Source organism: Pontibacter vulgaris (assembly GCF_022758145.1).
In the GTDB taxonomy this organism is placed as follows: Bacteria; Bacteroidota; Bacteroidia; order Cytophagales; family Hymenobacteraceae; genus Pontibacter; species Pontibacter vulgaris.
Genome location: NZ_JAJVDH010000003.1, coordinates 1 through 16,551, shown reverse-complemented (window position 1 = coordinate 16,551; position 16,551 = coordinate 1). Strand labels below are relative to the sequence as shown.

The following is a 16,551-nucleotide window of genomic DNA, read 5'->3' as shown; positions in this document are numbered from 1 at the left end:
GGCTATACCTGCCGGTGCAAGTATAGCCTCTGGTTTTTTGCTGTATTGGTTTATACTTCTGTGCTCAAGGCCAACTCCGGCCGGTATACTTTCAGAAAGTTTATACTTTGCATGATATCATCATGTAACACCCTGTCAGTAGAAATAAAGGGTACGTTTGTTCTGAAAGCAGCTACAAGTTTTTCCAGCACAGGCGAGGTTTGCAAAGGCCTTCTGAACTCAATGGCCTGTGCAGCATTCATCAGTTCTATGGCAAGTACACGCTCCACGTTGTGTACTACCTGGTAAAGTTTAGTTGCTGCATTGGCTCCCATACTTACATGGTCTTCCTGCCCGTTTGAGGAAGGAATAGAATCGATGGAAGCAGGCGTGCAAAGCTGTTTTGTCTGGCTGACAATAGATGCGGCGGTATACTGGCTTATCATAAACCCGGAATTTAAGCCTGGCTCAGCTACCAGGAACTCCGGTAAGCCGCGAGATCCGGAAATAAGCTGGTAGGTTCTGCGCTCCGAAATACTGCCAAGCTCGGCCAATGCAATGGCCAGGAAATCCATAGACATAGCCAGTGGCTGACCATGAAAGTTTCCGCCCGAAATAATCTCATCTTCCTCCGGGAAAATATTCGGGTTATCGGTAACGGAGTTTATTTCAGTTGTAAAAACCTCTTCGGCATACCTGATCACCTCTTTAGACGCGCCATGCACCTGCGGTATGCATCGGAAAGAATAAGGGTCCTGCACATGCTTTTTCTCTGCAACTATAAGCTCACTGCCCTCCAGCAACTGTTTTATAGTTTCGGCGGTTTCCAGCTGCCCTTTATGCGGCCGTATCTGGTGAATAAGGTGGCTGAATGGCTCTATACGGCCATCAAAACCATCCAGCGACAGCGCCCCGATCGTATCGGCAAGTTTAGAAAGACGTTTTGCCTGCAGAATACTGAAAACGCCGTAAGCACTCATAAACTGGGTACCGTTTAATAAAGCTAAACCTTCTTTCGCTTTCAAGGTGATAGGTTCCCAGCTGAACATTTCCAGTACATGCTTGCTTGCCAGTTTATACCCTTGGTAGTATACTTCGCCTAAGCCGATAAGCGGAAGGCAAAGGTGAGCAAGCGGGGCAAGATCTCCACTGGCCCCTAAAGAGCCCTGTTGATAAACTACCGGGTAAATATCACGGTTATAAAAATCGATAAGCCTTTTAACGGTTTGTAATTGCACACCACTATGCCCGTAAGCCAGCGACTGTATCTTTAACAGTAACATCAGCTTTATAACTTCAGCTGGCACTTCATCGCCGGTACCGCAGGCATGCGACATCATCAGGTTAATCTGAAGTTGCTCCAGGTCGTTGTGCGATATCTTGTTTTTGTAAAGTGAACCGAAACCAGTGTTTATGCCATAGATGCTCTTATCTGTCTGCGACATTTTCTGCTTCAGGTATTCAAAGCAACGTACAATTCGCTCTTCCGCATCCTGCGACAATGCCAAAGTATACTTTTGCGAGATAATGGTTTCGATCTGCTCCAGGCTAAGGTGCTGGCTGGAGATGTGGTGTACGTGGCTCATGTTTTATGCTTTCAGTTGCGCAATTATATCATCGATGTATAGTTCGTCCTGCTCGCCAGTCTGCATATCGCGAAGCTTTAACTTACCGCTAGCCATTTCCTCAGAACCTACCAACATCACGAACGGGATTTTCTTTTGATCTGCGTAACCCATCTGTTTTTTCAGTTTGGCACTTTCGGGGTACAGCTCCGATGCGATGCCGGCATCACGCAGTTTCTGCAGCAAAGGCAATGCGTAGTTTTCACTTTCCTTGTCAAACTGCACGATCAGCACTTTAGTGCCAACCTCACTGCTTGCCGGGAAAAGCTCCAGTTCTTCCAGTACATCATAGATACGATCTACACCGAACGAGAAGCCAACACCCGAAACACCAGGTAAGCCAAACATGCCGGTCAGGTTATCGTAACGGCCACCGCCACTGATGCTGCCCATGCTCACGTTATTCACTTTTACCTCGAAAATGCAGCCTGTGTAATAGGAGAGGCCACGGGCCAGCGTTACATCGAGTTGCAGACGCGGATTGCCAGACGGGTTTTGTGTAATAAGTGCGTAGCTGCCCAAGTTGTTAAGGTAATTCCATACTTCGTGCAGGTCTTTCAGGCCGCGCTGGCCTTCTTCTGTGTTACCAAGTATAGTTTGCAGTTGTGCCAGAATCTCTTCATTCGAGCCTTCCAAGGTATAAAGCGGCTCCAGTTTACCAACAGCATCTTCTGAAATACCGCGCTCCAGCAGTTCTTTGCGAACCCCTTCCTTACCAATTTTATCCAGCTTATCAATGGCAACGCAGATATCGCCTTCGCGGCCTTTTTCGCCAATTGCTTCGGCTATACCTGCCAGTATGCCTCTGTGGTTTATCTTGATGGTAAAATCAGTGAGTTCTAATGTTGAGAGTACTTCATCGATCATCTGTACAATTTCGGCTTCGCACAGTAAAGAGTTCGTGCCTACCACATCAGCATCGCATTGGTAAAACTCACGGTAGCGGCCTTTCTGCGGACGGTCGGCCCGCCAAACTGGCTGTATCTGGTAACGCTTGAACGGGAAAGTGATCTCGTTGCGGTTCATTACCACAAAACGGGCAAAAGGAACCGTAAGATCGTAGCGCAGTGCTTTTTCCGAGATCTTACGTGTCAGGTTTTTTGAACCCTGCTCAATATCAGCGGTTGTAGTTTTAGATAAAAAGTCTCCGGAGTTCAGGATCTTGAAGATAAGCTGATCGCCTTCATCGCCATACTTACCGGTTAGCACCGATAGCTGCTCCATGGCTGGCGTTTCGAGCGGCAGGTAGCCAAATTTCTCAAATGTGCGCTTGATTGCGCCAAAAATATAGTTTCTTTTGACCACTGTGGCAGGGCCAAAATCGCGTGTTCCTTTTGGTATAGATGGTTTCTCTTTGCTCATGCTTTAAACTTTGCAGGCGAAGTTACTAAAACCGGAGCAAATGCGGGATATTATAGTATAAAATGAGGCGCGGGATGCTTTAGATGAATTGACCTAGAAGGCATTGTTATCGCCACGAAGCATATTATATATGGTATAATAAATAATTTTAACATCCAGGAAGAATGACCAATGCTCCAGATAGAAGATATCCAGCTTAACCCGGCCACGCATCTGATATGTTTCGCTGGTGTCGCCTCTGAAACCTCTCACTTGAGATAGGCCCGTAATGCCAGGCTTTACAAAATGGCGTACCATAAATTTATCAACTGCAATGGCGTATTCTTGTGTATGCTTGAGCATGTGCGGGCGTGGCCCTACCACAGACATTTGGCCTAATAGTACATTAAAGAATTGCGGCAACTCATCAAGACTTGTCTTGCGCAGGAAGTTACCAATTGGCGTTATGCGTGAGTCATTACGTTGGGCCTGTTTTGAGTTCGCCTCTGAATTAACGTACATAGTACGCAGTTTCCAGCACTTGAAAACCTTGTTATCGATGCCGGAGCGTTCCTGTTTGAAAAATATTGGCCCTTTTGAATCAAGTTTGATAAGTAAAGCAAGAACTGGAAGGAGCCAGGAAAGTATAAATAATGTTACCAGTAAAGAGAATGAAATATCAAAAGCCCTTTTTAAAACTTTGTTAATAGCATCATCTAAAGGAATCTGCCTGAAAATCAGGACAGGTAGCATATCGTAAAAATCTACTTTAAAATTTTTATATAGGAAACCACCTGGTTCTGGAAGAAACTTCATCCTTATAAGGTTATTATCGACAAAATCTATAAGTCGTACTACTTGTTCTTGTTTTATCTCAAATGGGCAACAGTAAATTTCATCTACATCGTTTTCAATTATAAACCTCTCGATATCCGCAATTTTACCTATAACATTCTTATCTTCAGTCTGTTTGTCGTCGAAATAACCTAAAAATCGATAGCCATGTTCCGGATGAAGTTTAAAGAAATGTTTTAAGTCCTTGGCCGCATTATTATATCCAACTATAATCACTTTTCGGTAGTTATAGCCTTTTCTTCGGTAATAGCGCAGGGATACAATGACAGTGAGTCTCCAAATTAAAACTAAGCAAATCAATAAAGAGTATTGCAATAAGAGATACTTTCGTGGGATTTGGTTAGAATCTATGACATTAAGTGTCGCTTCAATTAGCAGAATATACAGTAAAACAACTTTAAGCGCATTTATAAATACTCTTAATATTGTTGTTACTCTATAAAATTTATAGGTGCCTAATAACGAACTACAAGCAAACCAAGCTAATAAAGAATAAAGTAGTAATTCTAAATATCGTGCGGTAAAAAACGTTGAAACTTCACCCTTTACTAATCCATATGCAGCTAAAGAAGAGAGTACAATTGCAGCTGCATCTCCTATAGCGTGTATAGGTTTTATGTATCTGGAGTAAAGGCCTGGCATATATTATTTAAGAGGCTTCTTTATTTGAAAAATTAAATATAGCACTTATAAACGAAAATAATACTACACCAGCTTGTCTGGATAATAAAGACTCGGTTATACAGCAAATAGCAAAAACAAGTATAAATCCTAATAAGAAATAATTACTCTTTTTAAAGGAAAAATAGATCATTGAAAGAAAAATACTTATAAGGCTAACTATACCAGGTAATCCCATCGCTACTGCTATATCCAAATATTGATTATGACTATTATAGCTGTTCTCAAATCCTGTAACAAAATTGAATTGTTGATAGTAGTCAACAAGTGTTGCACTTCGATCTCCCGTTCCGACTCCAAATAGTAGATTGTCTTTAAAAATTGTTAGTGCTGCCTTCCACATTATTAGTCTGTCTTCCATGCCTGCCATTGTTGACAATTTCTCCGATAAGTATGGCACACTCTTAGCTAAAAATAAGGCAGTTATTGTGATTAAGACGATCAATGAAATAGTAATAAAATACTTTTTTCTCTTTATGAGTAAATAAGCTGTAATGGCAGTTAATACAAAAATAGTTGCAATAAAAGCTGTACGTGAGGATAGAAGGGCTATAAATATTATAAAATATAATGAAGTTAATAGCAATATAAAATAAGATGTTACATTATGCTTGTAAGTTGCTTGTGTCAACTCTTTTATGAGTAGTAACAGACCAACACACATATACAAGCTAAAGTAAGGAGCGTGAAAATCGACTGAAATTGGTAGAACAAAGCAAAAATATGCCCAGTCTAAATTCTTAAGATTTGTATAATTTACCGCAAAGGAGTGAAAGTAATCAGCATAGGTTATGTAATAAGCTATTAGTGATAAAATAGTTAAGCTTATAATGAAAAAATAAGTAGTTAGTCTTATCTGGTATTCGTTTAGCTTTTTATATACTGCTATTGGTAAAAGTATTATTGATAAGTTTAATACGATATAATCAAAACTTTTTTGTTTGTCAGAACTAACGAATACAGATAATAATAGCAAGAGAAAGTATATAACTAGCATTTTATATACTGTATAATCAAATATGCTAGTAAATGAATAGTCCTTTCTCCAAATTACAGTTATTACCAGCCAGAATAATCCAATAGAAATCAGACCAACAGATTTTAAATTATTAGGCAACGGAAGCAAAACAGCATAGGCATATATTAAATAACTAAAGCTGTCACTATAAAATTTATGACCTGTAATTTCAGGATTGCTGGATGAATTCATTATATCGTGATTCAACAAAAGACCTAATGTGGTTTAGAAAATTTTGCTTACTAAACCTCTCTGCATTTTCTCTAATAGCTGCATAATTATAAGATGAAGCGTTTTTCTCAAAAGTATTTACAGCCTCTTTTAAGCTGTCACAATTTTGTGCATAAAAAAATACACCTGTTTCTGGTCTCACAGTCTCAAGTGTGCCTCCTTTGCCAAAAGCAATTACAGGTGTTCCACAAGCCTGCGCCTCTACTGGTGTTATTCCAAAATCTTCTTCTGCAGCAAACACAAAAGCTTTTGCCCGCTGCATATGATCTTTCAATACCTCAAAGGGTTGAAAGCCTAAGAGCTGCACGTTAGGTCCTGCTTTAGCTTTAATCTTTTTGAAATCAGGCCCATCTCCAATAACAACAAGTTTTTTGTCTGGTATCTGAGAAAATGCTTCTACAATAAGGTCGATGCGTTTATATGGAACCATACGTGAAGCTGTAAGATAAAAATCCTCCTTTTCCAGATATAGGGTGAATTTATCTACATCTACGGGTGGATAAATAACTGTGGCTTCACGATGATAAATTTTTTTTATTCGCCGGGCGATGTAGTTAGAATTTGCAATAAAATGATCTACCCGGTTTACGGTAGAAGAGTCCCATAGCCGGATGTAGTGCAGGATAATCTTGGCAATGAAGCCTTTAACACCCCTTTTTAGATTTGCTTCATCAAGATATTGATTGTATAAATCCCAGGCATAACGAATAGGAGAGTGGCAGTAGCAGATGTGTAACTGATTTGAATTGGTCAATGCTCCCTTGGCTACAGCATAGGATGAAGAAATGATCAGATCGTAACTAGTCAGGTCAAACTGTTCCACTGCCATTGGAAAGAGCGGCAGATAATTTCTGTACTTGTTCCGAGCAAATGGTAACTTTTGTATAAACGATGTACTTATCTGACACTTTTCAAAGTAAGTATCCTTAATTGCTTCATCATTTTTTATTAAAGTGTAAATGTCGCCGGGAAAAGAACGGTGCAAGCCCTCTAGAACTTTCTCAGCACCACCCATCAGGGGAATCCAATCGTGAACTATAGCTGTTTTCACTAATTGCCTAAATAAAAGTTCGTTTCTAACCTTTGGTTAATTGGGTAAGTCAGAAACTCATTGGTGTACGATTTATTTTTTTGCAGCATCAGAAATATAGCCCATGCCATACTCGGAAAAAGAGATGATAATGGCCGGGCTATTACCGGAGGGAACGGATAAAAGTTACTTCCAGCAAAATTGGAAAGCTTGTAGCCTTCAGGAAAGCAAGTATGAACAAATTTTTTAAGGTCTGGTAAGGTATAGCCCCTTACGTGAGCGCTATTATTCTTCAGGCTTGTCGGTTGCATGCCAAATAGAAGGATAATTCTATTGTGAAGGGATGCAAGATTAGGAACGCCAATAATGAATTTGCCTCCTGTCTTCAATACTCTTGTTACTTCATGGAAAATCCAGAATATTTCCTTTGTGTGTTCTAGTATTTGATTTGCTATCACAACATCAACAGACTCATTATCAAAAGGCAAAGGGTTACTCTCGATGTTAAGGGAATGTACCTGAATTCCTTTTGAATTTAATATCTCAATATAAGGGCCGTAGCATTCTACAGCATGTAAAGATGCCGACGGGTTTACGCGTTGTGCTATGAGTATATCAGCTCCTTGGCCTGCACCTAAATCGAGAATAACTTTTGGTCTATCTCCTTCCGAAGCGAGGTACCTTTCTATAATATTTCTTCCGTAATTCAGGTTTCTATCTATCATAGCAGGTAATATAGCTATTAAAGACTACTGTTTGCAACTTTCAGCCATTATATACCTGCTCTGTACTTGCTACCATCTTATCTACTGTAAAATAATTTTCATAGATAGTCCGTGAATTAATGGCAAGCGACTTGTATGTTCCTTTATCAAGCGAAAGATCAAGAATTCTTTTTGCTGCAGCAGCAGGTGAGTTAGGCTCATAAAGATAGCCATTTACGCCATTTTGTACTACCTCATTATTACCAGTAACATCTGTGGCGACGATAGGTATACTTAAAGAGGCAGCCTCAATCAAAGCAAGGGGCAAACCTTCCCAGCGGGAAGTAGATAAGTATAAGTGTGCTGATTTTAAATATACTTCAGGTTCTTTTGAAAATCCGGTAAAGATGATGTTGTTTATACCTTCTTTTTCTGCCTCTCTTTCTAGCGCTTCTTTATCCTCGCCATCACCCACCCATAAAAATTCAATACCCGAATTAGACTGCAGTAGCTTTGCGATCTCAAAAGCGAGGTGCATGTTCTTCTGAATATCAAACCGTGAGAGTGTAACTACTCTGAATTTTTGTTTATGTGAAGGATCATCTTCTATATCTAGAGCAGCTAAATCAGGCACACCATTATAAATAGTAACCTGTTTGTCAAGAGTTAGATACTTATTTGCTAAGCAGATATCACGCTCCCCGTATGATACATTGATAAACTTATCTGTAAGTTTATTAGCTATCCTCTCATATACATGATAGACCTTTCTGGCTGCAGACCCATAATTCATGGTATGTACTCCATGAAAAGTATGTATCACCTTAAGGTTAGCGTTAAATAATTTTAACAAACGAGCGTAAACCCCTGCACCTTTGCCATGAGAATGGACAATTGTGATATTGTTTGCAGCAATGTAATTGGCTAGCTTGATTAAATACTTTGACTTAAACTTTCGATGTGGTAGCAGGAATATATCTTCCACAACATTATTTCCCTTCCACTCCTCAAAATAAGGTTTATCAGCCGGGCATGCTACAAATATTCTGTAGTTTGATGTAATGTTATTGATAAGAAGATCTACATGTCGCGGACCACCACCATGATCAGCTCTGACAGTTATGAGCAATATGTTTTGCTTGGCCATAAAAATTGTGTACCCAGAAATATACAAGTGCAAATTGTGCTAATAGCATATCTGATAGAATAGAGCCACCTGTATTGTTTGTTACGAAAAGACCGAAAATGAAAAAAAGAAGTAGTTCAGCAATAATTGATATTTTCCTGATTTTATAGGTTTCCCATGCTATACTAAAAAAGAAAAGCAAAATAAGCACTAAAGCTATAATTCCTCCAAAAGCCAAAAAGAAAAAGAATAAACTTTCAGGTACAGTAACAAAGGTGCTGTATAAGTTAAAGTGGTTATTTGTTAAAGTAAGAAACTCTGTAAAAACGGGAGTATTGTATCCGTAACCAAGCAAAAGGTAAATAGGGAATAAGTAAAAGGAATAAAGTATAAGGTGCCAGACACCAAATCTCAAGGAGATGTTGTTTTCTCCTCCTGTTTCACCAAAAGATTTTATTGTATGATTCAGCTTTTGGATTAAGCTAAGGTTTACATCATAAACTATGAGATAAGTTAATCCGGCAATAAAGAACAAAGCAACATATATGTAGCTTAACTTTAATTTTAGATTCAATAGGGGCTTAAAAAAGAAAAGCAGGTTAACGATTAGAAACAAAAGGAGCGTCTCCCTGGAGGTCATCATAAACATATTCAGAAGGGAAAGCATAATTAGTAGCTTGTTGAATTTTGTAGCTTTGCCTTCCAACAATATACTTAAGTTGATGATATACACCAAAACTAGGTAGGAACCATAAACTCCATGGTTACCAGTTGATCTAGTAAATTCCCAACTTAATATATTTAAGTTCAGATTAGAAAAACCAGAAGGTACGTAATTAATATCCCACGTTGAAAGGTGTACAAAGTCTGATAATGAGCCGTTAAAATTTAAAAGGTTATACAAGTAAATTAATAAAGTACAGCCAATGCAAAGTATAGCAACCTTGTTAAATTTTTTTGTAAAACCTTCGAACGAGTAATTTGATACCAGAATGATGCCCAAGATGTATAGGATGTACTTAACTGTTTTAAGCAATCCTGTTAAATCTAAAATGCTAAGCTGAGAGATGAGAGTGGAAATAAAAACGACTCCTAAAGCAGCCAGATAAATTATAAAAGGATAAGAGTTTTTTGTGAGTGATTTTACTTGTTTAGTGAATAAAAAGAGTATTAAAAAAGGAAGAATCAGTTCCTGAGGATAAAAAGATACACCTTTACCTATTTCTAATTTAAAAGAAATAGGTAATAATAAAAATAGATAAAAAATAGCCTTACTTACTGTTAGCATCATTAGCTATTTATTACAGGATGAATTATATTCTCTAGAAAATCTAATCTTTTCTTTTCAAATATCTGAGTGTCAATATACTTTGATATCTCTTTCTTCTCTACCCTTATATTTTTATACGTTTTAGAAAAAGATACAATTCTATTTATATTATTTTTAATGTTATCCTCGTTATTTTCCAGCTGCAGTACCCATTCAGGTTTAGACTCATAAAATGCTGTATCCTTATACCCGATAATTATAGGTAACCCATAAGCAAGATATTCCCTGGTTTTTAGAGGACATGCTTCATCCATTTTATTTCTATGTAATGCTAAGGAGCAAATACCAATGTCACAGGTCTTGAGTACTTCTTCGTAGGCTGCTTGTTTAAGATAGCCATGAAAATTGATATTTTTCGGGAGACTAATATTTTTAGGTTTTTCAGGCCCGATCACTTCGATCTGAAGTTCTCCGATAGTTGCGTTAGCCAATGTTAATATTTTATCTACCCCATGCCAGTTTTGGTCAGGAGATCCCATAAAAAGAAGCTTAGGAATACTTGATGTTCCGGAATTATTTTCAATCCTGAATTTATCGGGATTTAGGGCATTGGGTACTACTTCTATTGGCTTACTATATTTAGTAAAGCTCTTTAGCGAAGCAATTTCATTTGTTACACAACAAAAACCTGCTGCTCTTGAAAAGTACTGGTCTCTGATTATATTGTAGTAAATATATCGGATCTTACCTTTTAAGTTTTTTCTTGCCAGCTCCCTGAATTCTGTAAGATCATTGGTGTTTATCTCAACAACAGTAGGATAGCTGGTCATGATCTGTTTTAGCTCTGGCTGGTAGATTTCGGAGCGGTGGTAAATGATATCAGGACTATAGTCCTGCAATCCAGCCTTAATCTGCTTATAGGCCTTGCTAATATGAGAGAATTCAGAAAATATATTTTTACTTGATTTTCGAATAACTATAAATGTCGGAACCTTATCAGATGGGGTAAAAACTGATTTACTAATACAAAAGATACGTACTTCGTGCCCGGCCTTTAGCCACTGCTCTGCCTGAGTGTATACCTTTTTGGTTACACCATCTTGTTTACCAAGTTCCCAAGATAGTAAATAGGCTATTTTCATTAATTTGCGTAGTTCAGAATTTCCTGAGCAATCAGTTCACTCGCTTTACCCCCACCATAAAGGTCCAAGCTAAAATCAGAAGTATGATTTAGCAACTTCTGGGCGCTAGAAACAATTTTATGTTTATCACTGCCTGCAAGTATATTCATACCATTGTCAACCAACTCTACCCATTCCGTCTCATCACGAAGTGTTACGCAGTTCTTTTTAAAGAAGAAGGCTTCTTTTTGCAGACCACCACTATCAGTCATTATAAGTTTAGCCCCAGTAATGAGCTGTATCATATCAAGATAGCCTACAGGTTCAATGATCATGAACTCCGGTTTTATACCTTGTGTCTCAAGTATCTTCTTTGTCCGGGGGTGCAATGGTAGCACAACCAGGTGAAGCTTATTCACCTCATTTAAGGCGTCAATTATATTTTTAAGTCTCTCAGGATCATCTGTATTCTCAGCACGATGAATAGTAGTTAAAATATAGTTGTCAAGGCTAAGTGCCTCTCTAATACTATTTTTTGTACTTATTTTTTGCTGATAGTAAATAGCAGCATCCTGCATTACATCACCGTTCTTAATGATCCTAACCGGCAAAGCTTCAAATGCTTCGTTATGAAGATTATTTACTGCAGTATCAGTGGGGCAGAAGAGCAGGTCAGATATTCTATCTGTAAGAATTCTGTTTACCTCTTCAGGCATTCTCATATTAAAGCTGCGTAAACCTGCTTCAACATGTATTACTCTTATGTGTAATTTTTTAGCAGCTAATGCCCCTGCCAAAGTAGAATTGGTGTCTCCGTAAACAAGTACGAAATCAGGCTGTTCTACCTGTAAGATTTCTTCAATCTTTTCCAGCATACGGCCGGTCATTACTCCGTGGCCACCACCATTTACATCCAGAAAATAATTAGGAGCAGGTATTTCTAACTCATCAAAAAAAACTTTTGACATGTTTTCATCAAAATGTTGCCCAGTATGTAGAATTATTTCTTCTATTGCGGAGTATTTCTTTAAAGCTCTACTTACTGCTGCTGCTTTTATGAACTGAGGCCTTGCGCCAATTACCGTTACAATCTTCATATAAAGTATTAGGCTGCTATTTTTACATTAAACTTTAATAGCCAGCGGTGCAAAGTTAATATCCTGAAGAAAACAGACCCAATATTGATGTCTATATTACTGGACACAAGCTTTTCGAAGGAGGTTAGGACCTGTTCTTTATCAATTAAACTTTCCATAGCTTCTGTAGCACTTTGCAGGTGTTGCTTTACCTGTTCAGCATTTTTTTGGATCCAGATTGTTTCAGGAGTAACAAATCCCATTTTATCATGTCTGTTCTTAATTTCTTGAGGAAGAATATCTGACAGAGATTCACGCATGATATACTTTGTCTGGCCTTCATTTATCTTATAATTATCCGGCAGGCTCAAAATAAACTCAACTAACCTGTAGTCCAGGAAAGGTACTCTTGATTCAATGGAATGGGCCATAGAATTCCTGTCTTCATAATGGAGAAGCATCGGCAAATTAGAAATTAGCAGTTGGTCGAGCGACATCTCCTTTAAATCCTCTTTAAAAACCGGCTTATACCTGGCTTTCTCTTCATTTGCTGATTTAGACAAAAATTTGTTAGAGTTGGAAGCTAACTTATCTGCAATAACCTGAGGTAAGATAAACTTGAGCAAAAACTGCCACCTTTTAACTACATTATAGTTTTTGAGGAGCCGCAGACTTTGCGTTTCTTTTAAGATCTGAGCAAAATTTAACTGTTTTAGCAAGCCTGTCAGGTATGCATCATGAAACGGGGGATATCCAGCAAGTGATTCATCGGCTCCCTGCCCGTCGAGCATAACGATGAGATTATTCTTGCGTGCTTCCTTAAATACACTCCATTGTGCAAATATACTTGAAGAAGTAAAAGGCTCATCCTGGTGCCAGATCAACTCATCCAATTTAGAAAAAAGCTCATCTAGATCTGGGTAAACTTTATGAGCCTTGACAGAAGTGGCTTTAATTACCTTATCAGCGAAAACCTGCTCATCGTATTTCTTTTCGTGAGAGCAGGCTGTTACTGTTTCTTGTATATCCTGTTTGTTTTCTTGACGAAGTAATTCATTTACAGTACAAACGATCGATGTACTATCTAAACCTCCGGACAAACAGGAGCCTACTTTCACATCTGACCGTAGCCTTAATTTGACAGCACTTTGGAAAAGCTTTTTAAAATCTTCCTTAGCAGCTTCAAAGTTGCCTTGGTAAGGCTTAATAGCTGAACCCAAATTATACCATCGGTCAATTATAAATGAATAGTCTTGAAGGTTAAAGGTCAGGTTGTGACCTCCCTTAAGTTGTTTAACGCCATTGAATAATGTCTCATCTGTGTGATCGAAAATACCACGGCTAATAAAATCTATGGCCTTACTTCTGTTCAGAACAGCTTCCCAGTCCGGAAGAGTAGTAAACTGCTTTATTTCTGAAGCAACCGCAAAGTATGATTTAGTAATTCGGTAATAAAATGGCTTAACTCCGAAGCGATCTCGACTGCAGAAAAGTGTGTTTTTAGTTTTGTCAAGTAAAACAAATGACCACATCCCGTTAAACTTACTTACGCAGGTTTCTTTCCAGTAATCATAAGCTGCAAGAATGACTTCCGTATCTGTGCCTGAGGCGAAGCTATAACCTAAGTTTATAAGTTCCTGTTTTATTTCAATGTAATTATATATTTCACCATTAAATACTATTGTATACTTTAAACCTAGCGGCATTGGTTGATGCCCAGCAGAACTTAGATCAAGTATTGAAAGTCTCCGATGACCTAGTGCAATATTATTATAAAAGTAAAATCCATCATCATCTGGTCCCCGATGTGATATTATATCTGTAAACTTTTTAATTAAGTCAGGTTCTGTAGTTTCTCCTGTCAAATTAACTATACCACTTATACCGCACATATGATACTTTTATAAACATTAATAATTTGTGGTAATACTGCTTTTTTAGAAAATCTCTTCTCAAAGTCAGCGCGGATGGCTTGTGGATTAAACAATGAGTATTCTTCAATCATTCTTACCATACTTTCTGCGATAGCTTTTATATCTCCTACTTCAACTATCAGTCCATTTGTTTCGTTTACGATTGCCTCTGGGCCTCCACATTTGGTAGCTATAATTGGCTTACCACACGCCAAAGCCTCTGCGTAAACAACGCCAAAGGTCTCAAAATGGCTCGGTAATACAAAAGCATTACAACTATTAAATTCTATTTTTGCCTGACTTCTTGATAATTGGCCAAGCCATGTTAGATTCTTCTCTACTTTTAATTCTAAGGCTAAATTTTTATAATAATCAATATTAATACCAGTTCCACCAATATGTAATCTTGTATTGGGGTAAACTTTTATCACTTCACTATATGCTTGTAATAAATCATCTATACCTTTTTGCTTACTTATAAGACATAATGTAAAGAAAATGAAATCCTTTCTTTTGTGCGGCAAAGGTATAGGCCTAAAATAGTCTTCGTCAATCACATTAGGTATGTATTGCGGCCTTTTAACTCCGTAATCTATAATAGTTTCAGCCAATGCTGGACTAACCGCAATAAGTTTACTAGCTTTCGAGAGGGGTAGTTTTATACTTTTATGAAGATTACCGTCTTTAGTTAAGAACTGAGGAAAAGGAAATGGAGCCATATGTTCTGTTATAACATATGGGACATCATAAGCCTCTGCTAACTTCATCGCTATGAAACCAGCAGGATAACTTACATGTGCATGAATTACATCTACTTTACCTACACTCTTTTTAAATTGATTAAAATGAGCTTTGTTAAGCTTAATAAGCTTGCTCATATTTCCTCCTAACTTGTGACTTACTGTAAATGCGGGGGAGTAGTATTCTGTCAGGTTATTCGAAAGCTTCTTTTTACTTTTCTTCTCCTTTGACAAATGAAGAATCACGCTTACTATGTTTGATAGATTCTTTACTGTTATTTGTAATTTGGGATCGTTTTGCCCCCATATACTTACTCCAATTTTGTATTCCGCGTAACAACTTGCCAGGAACTCTATCTGTTCTTTGAAGAATATACCAGCTATAGGATTAGAAGCGCTTGGATACCAAGAAGGGATTACAAAAATATTCATTTTATTCAATAGAAACTTAGAGCATTTTTTCTTTCTGAATCTTATTGCAGTGCCTAATGATGATGATGTTGTAACAAATAATTTGCGTTACTTCAAGCAGAACATAAATAAGTAGGCCAGTATAAAAGTCATTTAGATAATAACCTAAGAATAAAGCTGCTGGCCTGTATATTGCACTGGATAAACTGAAAAGAAAAGCCGTATTTTGTGCTCCGAAAACAACTAGTGCAGTACTTGTAGGTGAACTGATAAGTACAAAAAACTGCATAATTGCTAAGTACTTTACAATTTCACCTGCTGTTACCCATTCTGCACCAAATATAAATTTAAATAAAAATGGACCGGCCAATAGAAGAACTATGCATGGAATTACCCCAAATATAGCTAAGGTTACCCATGTACGGTAAATTAAATTTTTAAGCTCTCCTTTACTTCTGTATTCATCTGAAAATCTCTGAAAAAATACTTGAGCGATACTTGAACCTACCAAAGCAATAGGTATACTCAATATCCTGTAAGAGAAACCAAAATGACCCGCAAGTGCCTGCCCGAACAGTGATGTTATAAAAAAAATTGGGATTTGGCTTGAGAATGTATCTAAGAAAGAACTTGGCATTGAATATTTTGGAAAGTTCTTGTAGCGTTTAAATACTAACAGAACTCTGGATCTGGTTACTTCCTTTGCTAGAAGCTTGAAGTCATGTGCATTCTTCAATATAATTAAAAAAAAGGCAGAAGCAGTTCCTCCCATTAATCCAATCATCAGGCCGTAGCTATTATTCAAAAAATATCCTACAAGAAGAGCTAAGATGACATTAATTAGATTTTGAGCTACTTTAGTTTTAGCCAGTATCGCAAAATCCTTTTCTCTATTGGCCCAATACGAGAGCAGCTGATAAGAACTTGCAAAGACAATCGTGATAACTGAAAGCAGGATAAACAGCACAGGATGGGCATCTCCCATGACCTGTGTAAGATTATCTTTAAATAATAAAGATAATAGTAGAAAAAGAGATGATGTGCATAAGATAAGTATAAATGTGAGTACTGCTATGTTAACTGCTTGTTTTTTATCTTTTGCAACCACAACAGCCATGTCATAACGACCAGTAGCTATAACAGATACCACCGATACTACAGCGTTAAAGAGAGCAAATGCACCAAAATCAGCGGGGCTATAAATTCTTGTAAGAAGGGGGGAAGCCAGAACAGTTATTGATTGAGCAATAACTGTTCCTGCCATTAATTTTGCAACATTTCCAAAAAAATCAGAATTGGCTAACTTTTTCTGTAAAGTTTGTAACAACATCAGCTGCTTTTAATAGCATAAATTCTTTCAATCATCTCCACAACTTTTAGTCCTTCAAGGGCATTGGTGGTAATGGTATTTCTTCCTTTCAGTACATCAA

General features: G+C 37.7%; 13 protein-coding genes. All 13 read right to left on the bottom strand.

Going from position 1 to position 16,551, the window contains the following annotated elements; all coding sequences use genetic code 11:
- Window positions 1-50: 50 nt before the first annotated feature.
- Window positions 51-1,565 carry a histidine ammonia-lyase gene (gene hutH, locus LWP20_RS05475; protein ID WP_242927117.1) on the bottom strand — a complete coding sequence of 505 codons (1,515 nt, stop codon included), beginning with the start codon at window positions 1,563-1,565 and terminating at the stop codon, window positions 51-53.
- Window positions 1,566-1,568: 3 nt separating this feature from the next.
- Window positions 1,569-2,966: a histidine--tRNA ligase gene (hisS, locus tag LWP20_RS05470; RefSeq protein WP_242927116.1), complete on the bottom strand. Its 1,398-nt coding sequence runs from the start codon at window positions 2,964-2,966 to the stop codon at window positions 1,569-1,571.
- A 93-nt stretch (window positions 2,967-3,059) separates the two neighbouring features.
- The gene (locus tag LWP20_RS05465) at window positions 3,060-4,442 is read right to left on the bottom strand and encodes an undecaprenyl-phosphate glucose phosphotransferase (protein WP_242927115.1); all 1,383 of its coding nucleotides are present in this window, start codon (window positions 4,440-4,442) and stop codon (window positions 3,060-3,062) included.
- Window positions 4,443-4,449: 7 nt separating this feature from the next.
- Window positions 4,450-5,691 carry an O-antigen ligase family protein gene (locus tag LWP20_RS05460; RefSeq protein WP_242927114.1) on the bottom strand — a complete coding sequence of 414 codons (1,242 nt, stop codon included), beginning with the start codon at window positions 5,689-5,691 and terminating at the stop codon, window positions 4,450-4,452.
- Window positions 5,669-6,781 (bottom strand): glycosyltransferase family 4 protein, encoded by a 1,113-nt coding sequence (locus tag LWP20_RS05455; RefSeq protein WP_242927113.1) that lies wholly within the window; start codon window positions 6,779-6,781, stop codon window positions 5,669-5,671. Before LWP20_RS05455 ends, LWP20_RS05460 begins: the two co-directional genes overlap by 23 nt.
- Window positions 6,781-7,485: a class I SAM-dependent methyltransferase gene (locus tag LWP20_RS05450; protein WP_242927112.1), complete on the bottom strand. Its 705-nt coding sequence runs from the start codon at window positions 7,483-7,485 to the stop codon at window positions 6,781-6,783. Before LWP20_RS05450 ends, LWP20_RS05455 begins: the two co-directional genes overlap by 1 nt.
- A gap of 40 nt (window positions 7,486-7,525) precedes the next feature.
- Window positions 7,526-8,611: a glycosyltransferase gene (locus tag LWP20_RS05445; protein WP_242927111.1), complete on the bottom strand. Its 1,086-nt coding sequence runs from the start codon at window positions 8,609-8,611 to the stop codon at window positions 7,526-7,528.
- Entirely contained in the window at window positions 8,571-9,881 is a 1,311-nt protein-coding gene (locus LWP20_RS05440; RefSeq protein WP_242927110.1) for a hypothetical protein, read from the bottom strand. Before LWP20_RS05440 ends, LWP20_RS05445 begins: the two co-directional genes overlap by 41 nt.
- The gene (locus LWP20_RS05435) at window positions 9,881-11,002 is read right to left on the bottom strand and encodes a glycosyltransferase (RefSeq protein WP_242927109.1); all 1,122 of its coding nucleotides are present in this window, start codon (window positions 11,000-11,002) and stop codon (window positions 9,881-9,883) included. Before LWP20_RS05435 ends, LWP20_RS05440 begins: the two co-directional genes overlap by 1 nt.
- Window positions 11,002-12,078, bottom strand: a complete 1,077-nt coding sequence (wecB, locus tag LWP20_RS05430; protein WP_242927108.1) for a non-hydrolyzing UDP-N-acetylglucosamine 2-epimerase — start codon at window positions 12,076-12,078, stop codon at window positions 11,002-11,004. Before wecB ends, LWP20_RS05435 begins: the two co-directional genes overlap by 1 nt.
- Window positions 12,079-12,086: 8 nt before the next feature.
- Window positions 12,087-13,922, bottom strand: coding sequence for an asparagine synthase (glutamine-hydrolyzing) (asnB, locus tag LWP20_RS05425; RefSeq protein ID WP_242927107.1), 1,836 nt, complete (start codon window positions 13,920-13,922; stop codon window positions 12,087-12,089).
- Window positions 13,923-13,936: 14 nt separating this feature from the next.
- Entirely contained in the window at window positions 13,937-15,142 is a 1,206-nt protein-coding gene (locus tag LWP20_RS05420; protein ID WP_242927106.1) for a glycosyltransferase, read from the bottom strand.
- 16 nt (window positions 15,143-15,158) lie between these two features.
- Window positions 15,159-16,451: a lipopolysaccharide biosynthesis protein gene (locus LWP20_RS05415; protein WP_242927105.1), complete on the bottom strand. Its 1,293-nt coding sequence runs from the start codon at window positions 16,449-16,451 to the stop codon at window positions 15,159-15,161.
- Between the last annotated feature and the right edge of the window lie 100 nt (window positions 16,452-16,551).

What these genes read in the sequence shown, in the direction of transcription:
- hutH (WP_242927117.1), bottom strand. Translation starts at nt 1,565, where the DNA reads ATGAGCCACGTACACCACATCTCCAGCCAGCACCTTAGCCTGGAGCAG.
- hisS (WP_242927116.1), bottom strand. Translation starts at nt 2,966, where the DNA reads ATGAGCAAAGAGAAACCATCTATACCAAAAGGAACACGCGATTTTGGC.
- LWP20_RS05465 (WP_242927115.1), bottom strand. Translation starts at nt 4,442, where the DNA reads ATGCCAGGCCTTTACTCCAGATACATAAAACCTATACACGCTATAGGA.
- LWP20_RS05460 (WP_242927114.1), bottom strand. Translation starts at nt 5,691, where the DNA reads ATGAATTCATCCAGCAATCCTGAAATTACAGGTCATAAATTTTATAGT.
- LWP20_RS05450 (WP_242927112.1), bottom strand. Translation starts at nt 7,485, where the DNA reads ATGATAGATAGAAACCTGAATTACGGAAGAAATATTATAGAAAGGTAC.
- LWP20_RS05445 (WP_242927111.1), bottom strand. Translation starts at nt 8,611, where the DNA reads ATGGCCAAGCAAAACATATTGCTCATAACTGTCAGAGCTGATCATGGT.
- LWP20_RS05440 (WP_242927110.1), bottom strand. Translation starts at nt 9,881, where the DNA reads ATGATGCTAACAGTAAGTAAGGCTATTTTTTATCTATTTTTATTATTA.
- LWP20_RS05435 (WP_242927109.1), bottom strand. Translation starts at nt 11,002, where the DNA reads ATGAAAATAGCCTATTTACTATCTTGGGAACTTGGTAAACAAGATGGT.
- wecB (WP_242927108.1), bottom strand. Translation starts at nt 12,078, where the DNA reads ATGAAGATTGTAACGGTAATTGGCGCAAGGCCTCAGTTCATAAAAGCA.
- LWP20_RS05420 (WP_242927106.1), bottom strand. Translation starts at nt 15,142, where the DNA reads ATGAATATTTTTGTAATCCCTTCTTGGTATCCAAGCGCTTCTAATCCT.
- LWP20_RS05415 (WP_242927105.1), bottom strand. Translation starts at nt 16,451, where the DNA reads ATGTTGTTACAAACTTTACAGAAAAAGTTAGCCAATTCTGATTTTTTT.